At 68.5% G+C, this 19,853-nt stretch carries 16 protein-coding genes; 12 read left to right on the top strand and 4 right to left on the bottom strand.

The window, feature by feature from the left end:
* Positions 1-49 precede the first annotated feature (49 nt).
* From ACZ7IB_RS06810 to tuf, 6 genes are all read left to right on the top strand, one after another.
* Positions 50-3,949: a DNA-directed RNA polymerase subunit beta' gene (locus ACZ7IB_RS06810; RefSeq protein ID WP_470909815.1), complete on the top strand. Its 3,900-nt coding sequence runs from the start codon at positions 50-52 to the stop codon at positions 3,947-3,949.
* Between the two features lie 147 nt (positions 3,950-4,096).
* A complete protein-coding gene (locus tag ACZ7IB_RS06815) occupies positions 4,097-4,624 on the top strand; it encodes a DUF1707 and DUF4190 domain-containing protein (RefSeq protein ID WP_351265509.1) in 528 nt (175 codons plus the stop codon).
* Positions 4,625-4,887: 263 nt separating this feature from the next.
* The gene (rpsL, locus tag ACZ7IB_RS06820) at positions 4,888-5,259 is read left to right on the top strand and encodes a 30S ribosomal protein S12 (protein WP_003948652.1); all 372 of its coding nucleotides are present in this window, start codon (positions 4,888-4,890) and stop codon (positions 5,257-5,259) included.
* A 2-nt stretch (positions 5,260-5,261) separates the two neighbouring features.
* Positions 5,262-5,732, top strand: coding sequence for a 30S ribosomal protein S7 (rpsG, locus tag ACZ7IB_RS06825; RefSeq protein ID WP_093897234.1), 471 nt, complete (start codon positions 5,262-5,264; stop codon positions 5,730-5,732).
* A 38-nt stretch (positions 5,733-5,770) separates the two neighbouring features.
* Complete coding sequence (gene fusA / locus ACZ7IB_RS06830; protein WP_327273519.1) at positions 5,771-7,900, top strand: elongation factor G; 2,130 nt, start codon at positions 5,771-5,773, stop codon at positions 7,898-7,900.
* Between the two features lie 160 nt (positions 7,901-8,060).
* Positions 8,061-9,254, top strand: coding sequence for an elongation factor Tu (gene tuf, locus ACZ7IB_RS06835; RefSeq protein ID WP_093897236.1), 1,194 nt, complete (start codon positions 8,061-8,063; stop codon positions 9,252-9,254).
* A gap of 104 nt (positions 9,255-9,358) precedes the next feature.
* Here tuf and ACZ7IB_RS06840 read toward each other — a convergent pair whose 3' ends face one another.
* The 4 genes from ACZ7IB_RS06840 to ACZ7IB_RS06855 form a co-directional block, all read right to left on the bottom strand.
* Positions 9,359-11,428: a PIG-L family deacetylase gene (locus ACZ7IB_RS06840; RefSeq protein WP_470910433.1), complete on the bottom strand. Its 2,070-nt coding sequence runs from the start codon at positions 11,426-11,428 to the stop codon at positions 9,359-9,361.
* Between the two features lie 209 nt (positions 11,429-11,637).
* A complete protein-coding gene (locus ACZ7IB_RS06845; RefSeq protein WP_470909818.1) occupies positions 11,638-12,096 on the bottom strand; it encodes a GNAT family N-acetyltransferase in 459 nt (152 codons plus the stop codon).
* 37 nt (positions 12,097-12,133) lie between these two features.
* The gene (locus tag ACZ7IB_RS06850) at positions 12,134-14,347 is read right to left on the bottom strand and encodes a poly(A) polymerase (protein ID WP_470909820.1); all 2,214 of its coding nucleotides are present in this window, start codon (positions 14,345-14,347) and stop codon (positions 12,134-12,136) included.
* A gap of 200 nt (positions 14,348-14,547) precedes the next feature.
* Positions 14,548-16,218 carry an RNA ligase family protein gene (locus tag ACZ7IB_RS06855; protein ID WP_470909822.1) on the bottom strand — a complete coding sequence of 557 codons (1,671 nt, stop codon included), beginning with the start codon at positions 16,216-16,218 and terminating at the stop codon, positions 14,548-14,550.
* A 509-nt stretch (positions 16,219-16,727) separates the two neighbouring features.
* On the opposite strand from ACZ7IB_RS06855, the gene rpsJ reads away from it, so the two are divergent.
* From rpsJ to rpsS, 6 genes are read left to right on the top strand one after another with little or no spacing between them, the layout of a single operon-like run.
* Positions 16,728-17,036: a 30S ribosomal protein S10 gene (gene rpsJ, locus ACZ7IB_RS06860; protein ID WP_003948644.1), complete on the top strand. Its 309-nt coding sequence runs from the start codon at positions 16,728-16,730 to the stop codon at positions 17,034-17,036.
* A gap of 13 nt (positions 17,037-17,049) precedes the next feature.
* Positions 17,050-17,694, top strand: a complete 645-nt coding sequence (rplC, locus tag ACZ7IB_RS06865) for a 50S ribosomal protein L3 (RefSeq protein WP_031080467.1) — start codon at positions 17,050-17,052, stop codon at positions 17,692-17,694.
* Between the two features lie 4 nt (positions 17,695-17,698).
* Entirely contained in the window at positions 17,699-18,349 is a 651-nt protein-coding gene (rplD, locus tag ACZ7IB_RS06870; protein ID WP_093897249.1) for a 50S ribosomal protein L4, read from the top strand.
* Complete coding sequence (rplW, locus tag ACZ7IB_RS06875) at positions 18,349-18,672, top strand: 50S ribosomal protein L23 (protein ID WP_014154589.1); 324 nt, start codon at positions 18,349-18,351, stop codon at positions 18,670-18,672. Before rplD ends, rplW begins: the two co-directional genes overlap by 1 nt.
* Positions 18,673-18,711: 39 nt before the next feature.
* Positions 18,712-19,548, top strand: coding sequence for a 50S ribosomal protein L2 (gene rplB, locus ACZ7IB_RS06880; protein WP_093773282.1), 837 nt, complete (start codon positions 18,712-18,714; stop codon positions 19,546-19,548).
* Between the two features lie 12 nt (positions 19,549-19,560).
* Positions 19,561-19,842, top strand: a complete 282-nt coding sequence (rpsS, locus tag ACZ7IB_RS06885) for a 30S ribosomal protein S19 (RefSeq protein WP_003966956.1) — start codon at positions 19,561-19,563, stop codon at positions 19,840-19,842.
* Positions 19,843-19,853: the final 11 nt, after the last annotated feature.

Genomic DNA, 19,853 nt, shown 5'->3' on the forward strand with positions numbered 1-19,853 from the left:
TCGCGTGACGCGAGGGGGCTCGAACCCCCGAAAGAGGGATTGACGACAAGTGCTCGACGTCAACTTCTTCGACGAGCTGCGGATCGGCCTTGCCACCGCGGACGACATCCGGACCTGGTCCCACGGCGAAGTGAAGAAGCCGGAGACCATCAACTACCGCACGCTCAAGCCCGAAAAGGACGGACTCTTCTGCGAGAAGATCTTCGGTCCGACCCGGGACTGGGAGTGCTACTGCGGCAAGTACAAGCGTGTCCGCTTCAAGGGCATCATCTGTGAGCGCTGTGGCGTGGAGGTCACGCGCGCCAAGGTGCGTCGTGAGCGCATGGGCCACATCGAGCTTGCCGCTCCCGTCACCCACATCTGGTACTTCAAGGGCGTCCCGTCGCGCCTCGGCTACCTGCTCGATCTCGCGCCGAAGGACCTCGAGAAGGTCATCTACTTCGCCGCGTACATGATCACGTTCGTGGACGAGGAGCGCCGTACGCGTGACCTGCCTTCGCTGGAGGCACACGTCTCCGTCGAGCGTCAGCAGGTCGAGAACCGTCGCGACGCCGACCTTGAGGGCCGCGCCAAGAAGCTCGAGACCGACCTGGCCGAGCTCGAGGCCGAGGGTGCCAAGGCCGACGTGCGCCGCAAGGTGCGCGAGGGTGCCGAGCGTGAGATGAAGCAGCTGCGCGACCGTGCGCAGCGCGAGATCGACCGTCTCGACGAGGTGTGGAGCCGCTTCAAGAACCTCAAGGTCCAGGACCTGGAGGGCGACGAGCTGCTCTACCGCGAGCTGCGTGACCGCTTCGGCACGTACTTCGACGGCTGCATGGGTGCCGCTGCCCTGCAGAAGCGCCTCGAGTCGTTCGACCTCGACGAGGAGGCCGAGCGCCTCCGCGAGATCATCCGTACCGGCAAGGGCCAGAAGAAGACCCGTGCGCTCAAGCGCCTCAAGGTCGTCTCCGCGTTCCTGCAGACCAGCAACAAGCCCAAGGGCATGGTGCTCGACTGCGTGCCGGTCATCCCGCCGGACCTGCGTCCGATGGTGCAGCTGGACGGTGGCCGCTTCGCGACCTCCGACCTGAACGACCTGTACCGCCGTGTGATCAACCGCAACAACCGCCTCAAGCGTCTCCTTGACCTCGGTGCCCCCGAGATCATCGTGAACAACGAGAAGCGGATGCTGCAGGAGGCCGTCGACGCGCTGTTCGACAACGGCCGCCGCGGTCGCCCGGTCACCGGTCCCGGTAACCGCCCGCTCAAGTCCCTCAGCGACATGCTGAAGGGCAAGCAGGGTCGTTTCCGTCAGAACCTTCTCGGTAAGCGTGTGGACTACTCCGCGCGTTCCGTGATCGTCGTCGGTCCGCAGCTGAAGCTGCACCAGTGCGGTCTGCCCAAGGCCATGGCGCTGGAGCTCTTCAAGCCGTTCGTGATGAAGCGCCTGGTCGACCTGAACCACGCGCAGAACATCAAGTCGGCGAAGCGCATGGTCGAGCGTGGCCGCACCGTGGTGTACGACGTCCTCGAAGAGGTCATCGCCGAGCACCCGGTGCTGCTGAACCGTGCACCGACCCTGCACCGCCTCGGCATCCAGGCCTTCGAGCCGCAGCTGGTCGAGGGCAAGGCCATCCAGATCCACCCGCTCGTCTGCACCGCGTTCAACGCGGACTTCGACGGTGACCAGATGGCCGTGCACCTGCCGCTCTCCGCGGAGGCGCAGGCCGAGGCCCGCATCCTGATGCTGTCCTCGAACAACATCCTGAAGCCGGCCGACGGTCGTCCCGTCACCATGCCGACCCAGGACATGGTGCTGGGCCTGTTCTTCCTCACCACGGACGAGGAGGAGCGCAAGGTCGTCGGCCAGGGCCGTTCCTTCGGTTCCACGGCCGAGGCGATCATGGCCTTCGACGCCCGCGAGCTGTCGCTCCAGGCGAAGGTCGACATCCGCTTCCCGGTGGGCACCATCCCGCCGCGTGGCTGGGTGCCGCCGGTCGCCGAGGAGGGCGAGCAGGAGTACCAGCAGGGCGACACGTTCCGGCTGCGTACGTCCCTGGGCCGCGCGCTCTTCAACGAGCTGCTGCCCGAGGACTACCCGTTCGTCGACTACTCCGTCGGCAAGAAGCAGCTCTCCGAGATCGTCAACGACCTCGCCGAGCGCTACCCCAAGGTCATCGTGGCGGCGACGCTCGACAACCTGAAGGCGGCGGGCTTCTACTGGGCGACCCGTTCCGGTGTCACCGTGGCCATCTCCGACGTCGTGGTCCCCGAGGCCAAGAAGGCGATCGTCGCCGGCTACGAGGCGCAGGACGAGAAGGTCCAGAAGCAGTACGAGCGCGGTCTGATCACCAAGGACGAGCGCACGCAGGAGCTCATCGCGATCTGGACCAAGGCGACCAACGAGGTTGCCGAGGCGATGAACGCGAACTTCCCCAAGACGAACCCCATCTTCATGATGGTTGACTCGGGTGCCCGAGGAAACATGATGCAGATGCGTCAGATCGCCGGTATGCGTGGTCTGGTGTCCAACGCCAAGAACGAGACGATCCCGCGTCCCATCAAGGCGTCCTTCCGTGAGGGCCTCACCGTTCTGGAGTACTTCATCTCCACGCACGGTGCCCGTAAGGGTCTGGCGGACACCGCCCTGCGTACCGCCGACTCGGGTTACCTGACCCGTCGTCTGGTGGACGTCTCACAGGACGTGATCATTCGCGAGGAGGACTGCGGCACCGACCGTGGCCTCAAGCTGAAGATCGCCGTCAAGGGTGCGGACGGCGTGCTCCGCAAGACGGAGGACGTCGAGACCTCGGTCTACGCCCGCATGCTCGCCGAGGACGTCGTCATCGACGGCAAGGTCATCGCGCCTGCCAACGTCGACCTCGGTGACGTCCTGATCGACGCCCTGGTGGGCGCCGGCGTCGAGGAGGTCAAGACCCGTTCGGTCCTGACCTGTGAGTCCGCGGTCGGCACCTGTGCCTTCTGCTACGGACGCTCGCTCGCCACCGGCAAGCTGGTCGACATCGGTGAGGCGGTCGGCATCATCGCCGCCCAGTCCATCGGTGAGCCCGGTACCCAGCTGACGATGCGTACCTTCCACACCGGTGGTGTGGCCGGTGACGACATCACCCAGGGTCTGCCCCGAGTCGTCGAGCTCTTCGAAGCCCGTACGCCCAAGGGTGTCGCCCCGATCTCGGAGGCGGCAGGCCGCATCCGGATCGAGGAGACCGAGAAGACCAAGAAGATCGTCGTCACCCCGGACGACGGCAGCGACGAGACGCCGTTCCCGATCTCGAAGCGTGCCCGTCTGCTGGTGGGCGAGGGCGACCACGTCGAGGTGGGCCAGAAGCTCACCGTGGGTGCCACCAACCCGCACGACGTGCTGCGGATCCTCGGTCAGCGCGCGGTCCAGGTCCACCTGGTCGGCGAAGTCCAGAAGGTCTACAACAGCCAGGGCGTGTCGATCCACGACAAGCACATCGAGATCATCATCCGGCAGATGCTCCGCCGCGTGACGATCATCGAGTCCGGCGACGCGGAGCTGCTGCCGGGCGAGCTCGTCGAGCGGTCGAAGTTCGAGACCGAGAACCGTCGTGTGGTCCAGGAGAGCGGTCACCCCGCCTCCGGTCGTCCGCAGCTGATGGGTATCACCAAGGCCTCGCTCGCCACCGAGTCGTGGCTGTCGGCGGCGTCCTTCCAGGAGACGACCAGGGTTCTGACCGACGCGGCGATCAACGCCAAGTCGGACTCCCTGATCGGCCTCAAGGAGAACGTCATCATCGGTAAGCTCATCCCGGCCGGTACGGGTCTGTCCCGCTACCGCAACATCCGGGTCGAGCCGACCGAGGAGGCCAAGGCCGCGATGTACTCGGCCGTCGGCTACGACGACATCGACTACTCGCCGTTCGGCACGGGCTCCGGCCAGGCCGTTCCGCTGGAGGACTACGACTACGGTCCGTACAACCAGTAAGCGAGTCGCTTGATCGACCGGAGGGCGGTCACCCCGTTGTGTACGGGGTGGCCGCCCTCCGGCGTACGCGCGAAGGCGCAAAGTCGTTCCCCTCACCCCCGCGGTGACGGATGATGAGGGGATACAGATCTTCCGGGGGAGTTGGTTGTGTCGTATCCGCCGAGGCAGCCGGACCGGCTGCCGGCGCAGAGCCCGTCGATGCTGGCCTCGCACGCGGAGCGCGAGCGCGCTGTCGATGTGCTGCGGGCCGGTTTCGCCGAGGGGCGTCTTGATGACGAGGAGCTGGAGAAGCGGGTCGCGCGGGCCCACGAGGCCCGGACTGTGGGGGAACTGAGCCTTCTCGTCGACGACCTGCCCCAGGGCCCTGTCTTCTCCGGGCCCGCCCCCGCCGGCCACTACGGCCCCGCTGTGCCGGCGACCTTCCTGCCCGCGCCGCAGCTCAGGACGAACGGCAAGGCCAAGGGTGCGCTGGTCTTCGGCATCCTGGCCCCGGTGACCGCGGTGACGGGGGTGCCCGCGGTCGTTCTCGGGCACATGGCACGCAAGGAGATACGGCGCAGTGACGAGCAGGGCGACGGCCTGGCGGTCGCCGGGCTAGTGCTGGGATGGGCGTCGATCATCGGCTGGATATTGCTCGTGGCCGGGTTCGTCACCGCCGTGATCGTCACGCGCTGAGGTCGTCGGCGTGCGGCGTGTGGAGGCGCGCCGCATTTGTTTTGACCGGAGTCGATGAGGTAGGTACGCTCAGACCTTGTGCCTGGGGTGTGCCTGGGCTCCCGTGCGTGTCCTCAACCGCATGCGAGTCCGTCACTGGCCACCGCGATCTGCAGCCTTCCCTGCCTTGCGGCAGGAGCTTGCAGTATTCGACACACCCGACCGCGTGGGTCGGTGACGTTCCAGGTTAGTTTCACGAACGGCACACAGAAACCGGAGAAGTAGTGCCTACGATCCAGCAGCTGGTCCGGAAGGGCCGGCAGGACAAGGTCGAGAAGAACAAGACGCCCGCACTCGAGGGTTCGCCCCAGCGCCGCGGCGTCTGCACGCGTGTGTTCACGACCACCCCGAAGAAGCCGAACTCGGCACTCCGTAAGGTCGCGCGTGTGCGTCTGACCTCCGGTATCGAGGTCACGGCCTACATCCCGGGTGAGGGACACAACCTGCAGGAGCACTCCATCGTGCTCGTGCGTGGTGGCCGTGTGAAGGACCTGCCGGGTGTTCGTTACAAGATCATCCGCGGCTCGCTCGACACCCAGGGTGTCAAGAACCGCAAGCAGGCCCGCAGCCGCTACGGCGCCAAGAAGGAGAAGTAAGAATGCCTCGTAAGGGCCCCGCCCCGAAGCGCCCGGTCATCATCGACCCGGTCTACGGTTCTCCTCTTGTCACCTCGCTGATCAACAAGATCCTGCTCAACGGCAAGCGTTCCACTGCCGAGCGGATCGTGTACGGCGCCATGGAAGGCCTCCGCGAGAAGACCGGCAACGACCCGGTCATCACGCTGAAGCGCGCGCTTGAGAACGTCAAGCCCTCGCTCGAGGTCAAGTCCCGCCGTGTCGGTGGCGCCACCTACCAGGTGCCGATCGAGGTCAAGCCCGGTCGCGCCTCCACCCTCGCGCTGCGCTGGCTCGTGGGTTACTCCCGCGCCCGCCGCGAGAAGACCATGACCGAGCGCCTCATGAACGAGCTGCTCGACGCCTCCAACGGTCTTGGCGCTGCCGTCAAGAAGCGCGAGGACACCCACAAGATGGCCGAGTCCAACAAGGCCTTCGCGCACTACCGCTGGTAGTCGCTACCCACATCGAGACCGAGAGAAGATTGAGCCTTATGGCCACCACTTCGCTTGACCTGGCCAAGGTCCGCAACATCGGGATCATGGCCCACATCGACGCGGGCAAGACGACCACCACTGAGCGGATCCTGTTCTACACCGGCGTTTCGTACAAGATCGGTGAAGTCCACGACGGCGCTGCCACGATGGACTGGATGGAGCAGGAGCAGGAGCGCGGCATCACGATCACGTCCGCCGCGACGACCTGTCACTGGCCGCTCAATGATGTTGACCACACCATCAACATCATCGACACCCCGGGTCACGTCGACTTCACCGTCGAGGTGGAGCGTTCGCTCCGCGTCCTCGACGGCGCTGTCACCGTGTTCGACGGTGTGGCGGGCGTCGAGCCGCAGTCCGAGACCGTCTGGCGTCAGGCGGACCGCTACGGCGTGCCGCGTATCTGCTTCGTCAACAAGCTCGACCGCACCGGTGCCGAGTTCCACCGCTGCGTCGACATGATCGTCGACCGCCTCGGTGCGGTTCCGCTGGTCATGCAGCTCCCCATCGGCGCCGAGGCCGACTTCAAGGGCGTCGTCGACCTCGTGTCGATGAAGGCCTTCGTGTGGCCGGAAGAGGCCGCCAAGGGCGAGATGTACGACACGGTCGACATCCCGGACACCCACATCGAGGCGGCTCAGGAGTGGCGCGGCAAGCTGCTCGAGGCCGTCTCCGAGAACGACGACCAGATGATGGAGCTGTACCTGGAGGGCGTCGAGCCCACCGAGGAGCAGCTGCACGAGGCGATCCGTCGGATCACCCTCGCATCGAAGGGCAGTGCCGACTCGGTCACCGTCACCCCGGTGTTCTGTGGCACGGCGTTCAAGAACAAGGGCGTCCAGCCCCTGCTCGACGCGGTCGTCCGCTACCTGCCTTCCCCCCTGGACGTCGAGGCCATCGAAGGCCACGACGTCAAGGACCCCGAGGTTGTCATCAAGCGCAAGCCCTCGGACGACGAGCCGTTCTCCGGCCTGGCGTTCAAGATCGCGAGCGACCCGCACCTCGGCAAGCTCACCTTCGTCCGGATCTACTCCGGCCGCCTCGAGGCCGGCACCGCGGTGCTGAACTCGGTCAAGGGCAAGAAGGAGCGCATCGGCAAGATCTACCGCATGCACGCGAACAAGCGTGAGGAGATCTCGTCGGTGGGCGCGGGCGACATCATCGCCGTCATGGGCCTGAAGCAGACCACCACCGGTGAGACGCTGTGTGACGACAAGAACCCGGTCATCCTGGAGTCCATGGACTTCCCGGCGCCGGTCATTCAGGTCGCCATCGAGCCCAAGTCCAAGGGCGACCAGGAGAAGCTGGGTGTCGCCATCCAGCGCCTCTCCGAGGAGGACCCGTCCTTCCAGGTGCACTCCGACGAGGAGACCGGCCAGACCATCATCGGTGGTATGGGCGAGCTTCACCTCGAGGTGCTCGTCGACCGCATGAAGCGCGAGTTCCGCGTCGAGGCGAACGTCGGCAAGCCGCAGGTCGCGTACCGCGAGACGATCCGCAAGGCCGTCGAGCGCATCGACTACACGCACAAGAAGCAGACTGGTGGTACCGGCCAGTTCGCGAAGGTGCAGATCGCCCTTGAGCCCATCGAGGGTGGCGACGCGTCCTACGAGTTCGTCAACAAGGTCACCGGTGGCCGCATCCCCCGTGAGTACATCCCCTCGGTGGACGCGGGTGCTCAGGAGGCCATGCAGTTCGGCATCCTGGCCGGCTACGAGATGGTGGGCGTCCGCGTCACCCTTCTCGACGGTGGTTACCACGAGGTCGACTCCTCCGAGCTCGCCTTCAAGATCGCCGGTTCGCAGGCGTTCAAGGAGGGTGCCCGCAAGGCGTCCCCCGTGCTCCTCGAGCCGATGATGGCCGTCGAGGTCACCACGCCCGAGGACTACATGGGCGATGTCATCGGCGACCTCAACTCCCGCCGTGGCCAGATCCAGGCCATGGAGGAGCGCAGCGGCGCTCGCGTCGTGAAGGGCCTCGTGCCCCTCTCGGAGATGTTCGGCTACGTCGGAGACCTCCGCAGCAAGACCTCGGGTCGCGCAAGCTACTCGATGCAGTTCGACTCCTACGCCGAGGTTCCGCGGAACGTCGCCGAGGAGATCATCGCGAAGGCCAAGGGCGAGTAACTCTCCCGAGCTCACGCTTTAGGCTTGTCACCGGAGCCTGGTGGGGCATTCGTCGCAGAGCGCAAGCAATGCGGTGAATGCCCCCGGCCCCGGCATCCCAGCAAAGATCACCTGGCGCCGATGAAGCAAGGCGTACAGAACCACTCCACAGGAGGACCCAGTGGCGAAGGCGAAGTTCGAGCGGACTAAGCCGCACGTCAACATCGGCACCATCGGTCACATTGACCACGGTAAGACGACCCTCACGGCCGCCATTACCAAGGTGCTGCACGACGCGTACCCGGACCTGAACGAGGCCTCGGCCTTCGACCAGATCGACAAGGCTCCCGAGGAGCGCCAGCGCGGTATCACGATCTCGATCGCGCACGTCGAGTACCAGACGGAGTCGCGTCACTACGCGCACGTCGACTGCCCGGGTCACGCCGACTACATCAAGAACATGATCACGGGTGCGGCGCAGATGGACGGCGCCATCCTCGTGGTCGCCGCCACCGACGGCCCGATGCCGCAGACCAAGGAGCACGTGCTCCTGGCCCGCCAGGTCGGCGTTCCGTACATCGTTGTCGCCCTGAACAAGGCCGACATGGTGGACGACGAGGAGATCCTGGAGCTCGTCGAGCTCGAGGTCCGTGAGCTCCTCTCCGAGTACGAGTTCCCGGGCGACGACCTTCCGGTCGTCAAGGTCTCGGCGCTCAAGGCTCTTGAGGGCGACAAGGAGTGGGGCCAGACCGTCCTCGACCTGATGAAGGCCGTCGACGAGTCGATCCCGCAGCCCGAGCGCGACGTCGACAAGCCGTTCCTGATGCCGATCGAGGACGTCTTCACGATCACCGGTCGTGGCACCGTCGTCACCGGTCGTATCGAGCGTGGTGTCCTGAAGGTCAACGAGACCGTCGACATCGTCGGTATCAAGACCGAGAAGACCACCACCACGGTCACCGGCATCGAGATGTTCCGCAAGCTGCTCGACGAGGGCCAGGCCGGTGAGAACGTCGGTCTGCTCCTCCGTGGCATCAAGCGCGAGGACGTCGAGCGCGGCCAGGTCATCATCAAGCCCGGTTCGGTCACGCCGCACACCGAGTTCGAGGCCCAGGCCTACATCCTGTCGAAGGACGAGGGTGGCCGTCACACCCCCTTCTTCAACAACTACCGCCCGCAGTTCTACTTCCGTACCACGGACGTGACGGGCGTTGTGACCCTTCCCGAGGGCACCGAGATGGTCATGCCGGGCGACAACACCGTCATGAACGTCTCGCTGATCCAGCCCGTCGCCATGGAAGAGGGCCTGAAGTTCGCCATCCGTGAGGGTGGCCGGACCGTGGGCGCCGGCCAGGTCACCAAGATCGTCAAGTAATTACCTGACTGTCTGACCTGGTTGCTCCGCACAGAGCACCAAGAAGGGCCCCGGCCCGCCGCGCAAGCGGTGGACCGGGGCCCTTCGGCATGTTCCGAGACTTCTCAGGGGCGCCAGAGCCACGGCAGGGCGTCGACCCCCAGCGCCACCACCGTCGACCGCCCCTCCCTGCCGACATGCAGCGCGGGCCCGTCCAGCGCCACCGGCCCGCGCTCGCGTACGGAGATCCCTTGGGATGTACGGATCTGGATCAGGCCCTTCTCGGTGCGGCCGAGCAGCACCGGGCCGCGCGGCGACCCCGCGGCGGACACCGGCCCGTACCCGTCGAAGCCCACCCGGTCCTTGATCAGCCGCCCGTATCCGTCGATGCCGGTCTTGTCAGCCGTCTCCCCGGTCATTACGGTCGTCAGGCGGGCCTTCGCCGCCGCGCGGTAGAACAGCTCGACCGTCCCGTCCGCACCGGGCAGCGCGGCCGGGCCGTCCCCCGGCACCGGTACGCCGCTGATCTGGGTGCGTGCGGTGACCTCATCCCCGGGCGCGTCCTGCGTCCAGTGATGCACCGCGTAACGGCCCGCCGCGAAGACATGGACACACCCCGCGTCGTCCACCACAGCGGTCAGCCCGTCCTGGACCTCGCCCCCGCCGGTGTCCCGCCATCCGCCCCACCGGCCGTCCGTGTTCCGTACCCGCGTGCTGAGACCCTTCTCCGCGTTCCGTACGAAGAGATGGACGCGCCCGTCGGGGGCGGCGACCGCGACCGGGACGCCGATCCGGCGCCCGCCGTCGTGATCCCGCACCGGGTTCCCCAGCCCCTGCCAGGCCCGGAAGCCGCCGCCCGGAGAGCGCTGCTCCAGGGCGACGATCTCGCGCTCGTTGTCCGCCCCGTGCCCGCTGAGCGCCGCGAACCGCAGTCCGAAGAGCAATTGCCGCCCGTCCGGCAGGGTCGCGCTGCCCAGGATCGGGGCGAGCGGGCCGCCACCGAGGTCGTCCGGCGCGTCCCACACCCCGCTGCCCGGGGCGCTCTCGCGCCAGCGCACCGCCCGCAGCCCCAGCACCCCGTATGCGACGAGCCTGCCGTCCGGGTCGGTGGCGACGGCGGGCCGAGGGCCCGGATAACGGTAATGGGTGGACCGTACCCAGCCCTTCCGGTTGGTCAGCGGCCGGTTGCCGCCCACGCCGTAGTCCCCGCAGCCCGCGGAGTTGCCGCAGCGCCAGTGGATCGAACCCCCGTACGGCACCAGGTGAGAGGCCTTCTCCGCCAGCACGGCGGGCGGCAGATTCTTCGGCCAGTGCCGGTTGTAGTAGCCGCGGAACGCCGTGGTGACGAAGCTCGGCACCTCACCGCCGTCCTCGGTGGCCCGCGCCACCCACCGGATCAGCGCCGTCCAGGTGAACAGCGCGGTCGCGGTGTGGTCGGGGTGGTCGGAGTAGCCCTGCTGCTCGCTGTCCCGGCGGCGGACGGCTTCGCTGCTGTGCTGGATGTCGGGGTCCGGGTCCATGGTGTGCACGGCGGTCGGCCGGAACCGGTCGAACAGCCCGACCAGGACGTCGATCAGCCCGTCGTACGTGTACGAACCGGCCCGCTCCAGCGGGGAGTTGTCGGCGACGACGGTCGGCAGGACGAGCCTCCGGTCCTGCCAGAGGCTGGGCAGCCCGAGACGCCCGTACGAGGTGTGCATGGCGGTGTTGATGAAGATCAGCTCTACCTTGCGGCCGCCGTTGCTGAGGCGGTTGATCTCGGCGCGGTGGTTGCCGTGCAGGCTGATGACGGACTTCTGCCAGTCCGTGAACCTGCCGAGGCCCAGCAGCGTCGCGTACGCCTGCCGGAGCCCCTGATGGCGGGAGGAGGAGTACGCGGCCTTGTCGGGGGCGGGCTGCGGGCGGCCGGGCGCGCGGTTGATGCCGGTGGCCTCGCCCGCGGTCAGATAGACACAGACCAGCGGCGTTCCGGTGTCGAGGGCCTGCTGCGTGTCCGGGTTCATGAAGTACAGGTCGTCGTCCGGGTGGGCGAGGATCTGCATCATCAGGGCCCGGTGCGAGGTGCTGATCGGCAGACCGGGCGTCGGGTCCGCGGTGGGGTTGCGGCGGCGGGGCGGCGAAGGCGCGGTGCAGGCGCTCAGGACTGCCGGGCTCATCGCGCCGGCCGCCGCCGTCAGCAGGGTGCGCCGCGGCACTCCTGTGAGAGATGCGCGCAACGCAGGTCGATCCGTCACACCGTGCTCCGTCCACTTCCCCCGCAGCGGGCGGCTGTGCGGCCCTGCGCTGCGTACCGAATCCGTGCAGGCGGCGGCGGGGGGCGACCGCTGCTGCGGGGGGATAGACGGAGATTCCCAGGGGTGGGTTGCCTGGTTTTTACGGGTGTGGGCCGAAGGGCCCGGACGGCCTAGCGGGCGGGCGTGCGCACCATGAACACGTCGATCGGGTCCTGTCGTTCCTCGGTGAACCCGTGCCGTTCGTAGAGCGCGCGGGCGGCGCTGCCCTGCAGCACGTCCAGGCGCACGGTCACGCCTTCCTCATCGGCCCGCGCGAGCAGCGAGCGCAGCACGGTGGTGCCGATGCCGCGGCCCTGGACGGTGGGGGAGAGGTAGAAGTTCTCCAGCCACAGCCCGTCCTCGACCGGCCGCAGGGTGACGCAGCCCGCGAACTCGCCGTCCGCGACGACGACCGAGGTGTGCTCCGGTGCGTAGACGTCCCGCAGCCGCTGCCGTACGCGGTGCTCGTCGTAGCGCCCGAGCCGCTCCAGGTCGGGGCGCATCACGATGGCCCTGAGCTCGGCGATGACCTCGACGTCCTCCGGTTCGGCGGGGCGCAGGGCCCAGGCCGCAATGGCGCTCCCGTTCACGGCTGGATTCTCGCAGGTGGGCTGCCGCCGGTCTCCGTCACCGCAGCTCCGGTGCCGCGCCCCGGCCCGTCCGGCGCAGGCCCGCTTCCGGGATGCCACCCAGCAGCCGGGCGCCGATTTCCGCGAGCCGGGCCTCGTCCGGCGGGGTCCGTCCCAGACCGATGGCGTACTGGATGTGGGACGCGTCCGCGCCGAACGGGCGGGGCCAGGCATGGGCGTCCGGGGAGCCCGCTTCGGCGAGAGCGGCGAGCAGGGCCAGGAGCCGGCCCCGGAAGCGGCCCTCGTCGGGGCCGGGGCGTACCGAGACGATCGCCCAGGCGGCGTGACGGAGGTGCAGGGGCGGCGGGGCGCAGAGCAGGGTGTGCGGTACGGGGTCAAAGACGGCGACGGACTCCAGGATCTCCCAGGCGCGGAAGAGTTCCTCGGCGATGAGGTCGCGGCCTGCGGGGGAGACCTGCGAGGTGCAGGAGCGGACGGGGGCGGTCGGAGTCAGCACGGTGAGGGGGAGTTCGCCCGCCTCCCCGGAGCCGACCGGCCGGTTCCAGTCCCACGCGGCCCAGGTCGCGAAGAAGTGCCGGAGCAGGGGGAGCGGCGGCAGATCACCGGCCTCGTGGGCGGTGCGGGCCGCCAGTACGGACCAGGCAAGGCCGGGCAGTTGGCCGCACGGAGCGGAGTCCAGGCCGCGTGCCCGGGCCCAGGCCTTCACCTCGCGCGCGAGGCGGGTGAACGCGGCCCGGTGCGGGTCCGCCGCCGCGAGCACCGCGTCCGCGTCGCTCACAGCGCTGAGAGCCGTGGCCGCCGCCTCGCCCAGTTCGGTACGGCGGGCGACCGCCACGTCCGGGGAGAGGTCACCGGTCGCGACGATCACCAGGTCCACCCGGAGCCCGTCGAGGCAGAAACGCAGACCGGGTACGCGCGCACCGGTCACCTCGCGCAGATCGACGGCCTCCGGCAGAGCAGCGGTCAGCCGCTGCCGTATCCCCGGGAGATCCCCGTCACCGGACAGCGCCGCGACCAGGTCCACATCGGCGCCGGGCAGCGCACAGCCCATCCGCCGCGAGCCGACCGGATGGACGCGGCCCTCGGGCAGGGCGGCGGCCACCCGGCGGACGATCTCCGCCACGTCGGCTTCCGATCCGTCCGCCGCCGCCCCGGTCAGCTCCACCCGTACCCCGAAGTGGTCCGACACGTACAGCCCATCCGGCGTCGGTACGTCGCCCAGCAGCGCCGCCGACACGGGCCGCAGCCGCTCCGAGCGGACCAGCACCCGGTCCAGCCGGGACACACGCCCCGTCAGGGAGGAGACGGCGGCCAGCGGATTGACGGACGGATCGAAGGTCGGCGTCCGGTCGCCCGCGCCGTGCACCCGGCTCCAGGCGTCCGCCATCCCCAGCCGGTCCTGCGGAGTGTCGCCGCCGTCGTTGAAGTCGCCGAGCAGCATCACATCGCCCTCGATCGCGGCCAGCCCCGCTGCCAGATCGGCCAGTTCGGCATCGCGCCGGGCGGCGCCGTTCGCCGAGTGGTCGCTGCTGAGGTGGGTGACGGCGACCGAGACCGGTCCTTCCGCGGTCTCCACGACCACGGCGGCGACCGCCTTGTGCGGGCCGAGGACATGCAGGCCCGCCTCCCGCACGGGGACTCTGCTGAGCAGCAGCAGACCGCAGTCGGCGATATCCCGGCCGGCCGGGTCCGACCAGAGGATGTAGCTCTCGCGGACCCAGGGTGTGGCCAACAACAGGCCGAGCAGGGCGGGTTCGGCCTCCTGGAGAGCGATGACATCCGCGTCCGCCGCGCGCAGGGCGTCGAGGAGCAGTGGCCGGCGCCGGGCGGTGTCGATGCGGTCGCCGTCGTAGCGGTCCCAGAGGGTGTTCCAGGTCAGCAGCGCCAGGGAAGCGGACTGCGCGGGCGCCGGTGCGTCCTCGGGCACGGGTGTCCAGGCGGCCTCCGGTCCGGAGTACGCGTGCGGCGTACGGGAGGTGAAGTACGGGGACGGCAGCCGGCGCGGGGTGCGTACCCGTCCGGCGTCCGTCGCGTCGATCCGGTCCACGCCCGAGGACCGGTCCCACACCACCTCACCGTCGGCCTCGAAGAACAGCACCCGGTGCCAGGGAATGTCCCCGCCGGGCGTGAACCGGGGCAGCGGCACCCGCTTGGGCACGGTCCCGCGCTGCGCCACGCCCATCACGAAGCGCGCCGGGTCGAACCGGGCGTCCCAGCGGACCCGGTGGTAGATCTCCTCGCTGGTACGCATTCAGGGCCTTCCGTCTGGATCACGCCGGGCTCGTGTGCCCCGGTGCCGCGCCTCGCGGCGTTGTCGTCACTCGCCATGGCTCCTTCCCCAAGCTCTCGGCTCCGCTCGAGCAGGGGAGACCCCATCGACTCCTTCCTCCGCCTTGCGATCCACGGCACCGGACCCCGCTCCCCGATCCGGCCTGATCCAGACGGAAGGCCCTACGCCCTGTCCTCCACGCTTCCGCTCGCGCCGATGTACCAGGTGCGGTGCGCCTGGCCGGGGTACGGGGGCACGAACCGGTGCAGTTGCGAGGTCAGCACCTGAGGGGGCACGGGGTGGGTGCGGCGTTCGTTGCGCCGGATCAGTTCCGCCTCGTCGACCAGGGCCACGGCGTGGGTGAGCAGCGCGTCCCTGCGCCGGGCGACCGCATGCACCAGGGAGCGCTGGTGCGCGTTGAGCGAGGTGGCGTCCCAGACGACCGTGCCACCCGCGGCGAGCGCGGTGTCCAGCCGGTCGAGCCCCACGCGCAGCACCTCCCCGTTGGCCTTCTGATCGGCGCGCGATCCCCGGGCCAGCCGTAGATCGTCGAGCGAGAGATACGCGTCGACACCGGGCAGAGCGCGCGCGAAGGTGCTCTTGCCGCTGCCGGAGGGGCCGACCAGTTGCACCAGGCGCGGGAAGTCCCCGGTCCGCCACCGCCACGTCGCGGCGACGGCCTCCTCGGCGGTGGTGACCCGGCCCCGGGCGTATGCCTCACGTGCCTGCGCCCGGCAGCGGTCGGCGGCCGCCGGCTCCAGATCCGCGAATGCCTCGCGCAGCCCGTCCGGTTCCCGTACGTCCTGTGCGTGCAGCGCCGACCACTCCACCTGTTCGCGCGCCCCGTCGGTGTCCGCCACGGCGGCGGCCAGCGCGTGCAGCAGTGGCAGATCGGCGGCGAACGACATCCGGACCAGGCCGGTCCTGCGCTCCTCGTCCGGGTACGGGCGGTGCAGTGCGGGGTGCAGTCCGACGAGATCCGCGATGCGCCGGGCCGATGGCATCCCCAGCGCCCCCGCCAGCGCGGGCGCCAGCTCCGCACGCCGTCCGCGGTGCAGCAACGCGGCCAGTACGCCGGTCAGCCGGTCGTCGCCCGTCCGGCCCAACGCGTCGAGGGAATCGCCCATCGCGACGGCAGCCCCGGCGTCACCCGGTGCCGTGCCTGCCGCGTCGGCCAGTGCAGCCGCGTCGACCGGTGCCCCTGACCGTACGGCCCACAGGGCGGCTGCCGGGCCGAGCCCGTTCTCCACGACGGAGGCGTGCATCCAGTGCGTATCGGTCTGTACGTGGCCGGGCCGCACCCACTTCGCCACCCGGCGTCCGAAGTCCGCTGCGTCGAAGCCGTCCGCGGGCCGTACGACGTACCCCTCCTGCCGTCCGGTGTCCGGCCTCAACGCCCGCAGTGCCTTCTCGGCCCGCGTGTCGAACACTCCGCGCCACAGCACCGGCGGCACCGGAATCCCCAGCTCGCGCAGGAAGACGACGGTCCGGTCCCAGTCCAGGCAGTGCTCCCCGTCCCAGACGGAGAAGCCGTAGAAGAAGCTCTCCAGGCCGTCGTACGGGATCGAATGGCGCGCGAACATGTTCTCCCCGCACACCCGCCACCCCTCGGGTATACGGGCACCGATCCGGCCCTGCAGCGCCTTCACCCACCCCCGCGAGGGGTGATGGGCGGAATCGAGCGAGCGGGCGTGGAGTCCGTCGGCGTAGAGCGTGGTGTTCTCGCCGTCCAGCTTCTCGGTGACGACGACCTCGCGACCGGTCAGCCCGGAGAGGTCCGCGATCCGTACGTCGTCCGAGGTGGCCCCCGGGGACCAGGGCAGATGCGCGGTGCGCGGATAGTGCGTACGCATGATCGATGCCCCTGATGACGACGGCGTGCCCGGCGGGTCACTGTAGGGGCGGGGTCGTACGACGCTCGACCGAATTACGATGAGCGGTGCCCGGCACTGCTCCCGCTGCGCGCCCGCGTTTGACCCGGCGATCACGCGGGGTAAGATCCTCCGCCCGATTGGCCAGGCTCACGCCCCGTATGGCACACTGACCAGGTTGCTCGGTTGAGTGTCAATGCTGCGCGCCTCCCGCCGGGAGGACCGGAAGCGAGTCCCACAGTACTCGTCGACCCCCTGCGGGTCGGACGTACGGGAATCTTCCGGGAAGCGTCAGTGGGGCACCGGCCAGGCACCCGGTGGGTGTTCCGCCCCCGGTCTCGCGGTCCTTGGGCCCGCACCCCCTTGGTTGGGAAATCCTTCGGGAGATCTGCGTAGAGGGGATGCGACACGCCCGACCGCGTGGGTCGGAGACGGAGTCCTTAGAACCCCCGGGTTCCAGAGCGTTACGAGAGACAGGACTACTAGTAGCCATGGCGGGACAGAAGATCCGCATCCGGCTCAAGGCCTACGACCACGAGGTCATCGACTCCTCGGCGAAGAAGATCGTCGAGACGGTGACCCGCACTGGTGCGTCGGTCGCGGGCCCGGTGCCGCTGCCCACTGAGAAGAACGTGTACTGCGTCATCAAGTCGCCGCACAAGTACAAGGACTCGCGCGAGCACTTCGAGATGCGCACGCACAAGCGCCTCATCGACATCCTCGACCCCACGCCGAAGACGGTTGACTCGCTGATGCGTCTCGACCTGCCGGCGGGCGTCGACATCGAGATCAAGCTCTGAGGTGACGCGCGAGATGGCTAAGAACATTAAGGGCGTCCTGGGCGAGAAGCTCGGCATGACCCAGGTCTGGGACGAGAACAACCGGGTCGTCCCGGTGACCGTCGTCAAGGCCGGGCCCTGCGTCGTCACCCAGGTCCGCACCAACGACAGCGACGGCTACGAGTCGGTCCAGATCGCCTTCGGCGAGATCGACCCGCGCAAGGTGAACAAGCCCCTCAAGGGCCACTTCGCCAAGGCCGACGTGACCCCGCGCCGCCACCTGGTGGAGCTCCGCACCCCTGACGCCAGCGAGTACACGCTGGGCCAGGAGGTCACTGCCGAGGTGTTCGAGTCCGGCGTCAAGGTTGACGTCACGGGCAAGAGCAAGGGCAAGGGCTTCGCCGGTGTGATGAAGCGTCACAACTTCAAGGGTGGCAAGGCGTCCCACGGTGCCCACCGTGTGCACCGCATGCCCGGCTCCATCGGTGGCTGTGCCACCCCCGGCCGTGTCTTCAAGGGCATGCGCATGGCGGGTCGCATGGGCAACGAGCGTGTCACCACCCAGAACCTGACCATCCACGCGGTTGACGCGGAGAAGGGTCTGCTCCTCATCAAGGGCGCAGTCCCCGGTCCGAACGGCGGCCTCGTCCTGGTCCGTACCGCGGCCAAGGGGGCTTGAGGTAATGAGCACCATTGACATCCTTTCGCCGGCAGGCGACAAGGCCGGTACCGTCGAGCTCCCCTCGGAGATCTTCGACGCGAAGACCAGCGTTCCGCTGATCCACCAGGTCGTCGTCGCACAGCTGGCAGCTGCCCGTCAGGGCACGCACAAGACCAAGACCCGCGGCGAAGTCCGTGGTGGTGGCCGCAAGCCGTACCGCCAGAAGGGCACCGGCCGCGCGCGCCAGGGTTCGACCCGTGCGCCGCAGTTCGCCGGCGGTGGCGTCGTCCACGGCCCGCAGCCGCGTGACTACTCGCAGCGGACCCCGAAGAAGATGAAGGCCGCCGCCCTGCGCGGTGCCCTCTCCGACCGGGCACGCCACTCCCGTATCCACGTCGTCACCGGCGTGGTCGACGGTGCAGTCTCCACGAAGGCCGCGAAGACGCTGTTCGGCAAGATCTCGGAGCGCAAGAACCTGCTCCTGGTCGTCGACCGTGCCGACGAGGCCGCGTGGCTGTCCGCCCGCAACCTGCCCCAGGTGCACATCCTGGAGCCGGGCCAGCTGAACACGTACGACGTGATCGTCTCTGACGACGTGGTCTTCACTCAGGCCGCCTTCGAGTCCTTCGTGTCTGGCCCCCAGACCGCTGAGACCGAAGGGAGCGACGCCTGATGAGCGAGGCGACCGTTACCAGCAAGACCTACTCGGACCCGCGCGACGTTCTCGTCAAGCCGGTCGTTTCCGAGAAGAGCTACGCGCTGCTCGACGAGAACAAGTACACGTTCATCGTCGCGCCCGGCTCCAACAAGACCCAGATCAAGCAGGCCGTGGAAGCGGTCTTCTCGGTCAAGGTCACCGGGGTCAACACGATCAACCGGCAGGGTAAGCGCAAGCGCACCAAGACCGGTTTCGGCAAGCGCGCTGACACCAAGCGCGCCATCGTGACCCTCGCCGAGGGCGACCGTATCGACATCTTCGGCGGCCCGACCTCCTGACGGAGGTCGAGTCGTCCGGAATCGGACGAGGACTGAGAAATGGGTATCCGCAAGTACAAGCCGACGACCCCGGGCCGTCGTGGCTCCAGCGTCGCCGACTTTGTCGAGATCACGCGGTCCACGCCGGAGAAGTCGCTGGTCCGCCCCCTGCACAGCAAGGGCGGCCGTAACAACGCCGGTCGTGTGACCGTTCGCCACCAGGGCGGTGGCCACAAGCGCGCCTACCGAGTGATCGACTTCCGTCGTCACGACAAGGACGGCGTGCCGGCCAAGGTCGCGCACATCGAGTACGACCCGAACCGCACCGCGCGCATCGCGCTCCTGCACTACGCGGACGGCGAGAAGCGCTACATCATCGCGCCGCGTGGCCTGACGCAGGGCGACCGTGTCGAGAACGGCCCGGCCGCCGACATCAAGCCCGGCAACAACCTGGCGCTGCGCAACATCCCGGTCGGTACGACCATCCACGCCATCGAGCTGCGGCCCGGCGGCGGCGCGAAGTTCGCCCGTTCCGCGGGTGCCTCCGTGCAGCTGCTGGCGAAGGAGGGCACCATGGCCCACCTTCGTATGCCGTCGGGTGAGATCCGCCTGGTCGACGCCCGCTGCCGCGCCACGATCGGCGAGGTCGGCAACGCCGAGCAGTCGAACATCAACTGGGGCAAGGCCGGCCGCATGCGCTGGAAGGGCGTCCGCCCGACCGTCCGCGGTGTCGCGATGAACCCGGTTGACCACCCGCACGGTGGTGGTGAGGGCAAGACCTCCGGTGGTCGCCACCCGGTCTCGCCGTGGGGTCAGAAGGAGGGTCGTACTCGCTCGCCGAAGAAGGCATCGAGCAAGTACATCGTCCGCCGCCGCAAGACGAACAAGAAGCGCTAGGAGCGGGTTTAGATGCCGCGCAGTCTCAAGAAGGGGCCCTTCGTCGACGGCCACCTCATCAAGAAGGTGGACGTACAGAACGAGGCAGGCACCAAGAACGTCATCAAGACCTGGTCCCGTCGCTCGATGATCGTCCCGGCCATGCTGGGTCACACCATCGCGGTGCACAACGGCAAGATCCACGTCCCGGTGTTCGTCACCGAGTCGATGGTCGGCCACAAGCTCGGCGAGTTCTCGCCGACTCGCACCTTCCGCGGCCACGTCAAGGACGACCGGAAGTCGAAGCGCCGCTAACCGCGGGGTGG

The sequence above is a fragment of the Streptomyces sp. NPDC037301 genome (genome assembly GCF_055602785.1).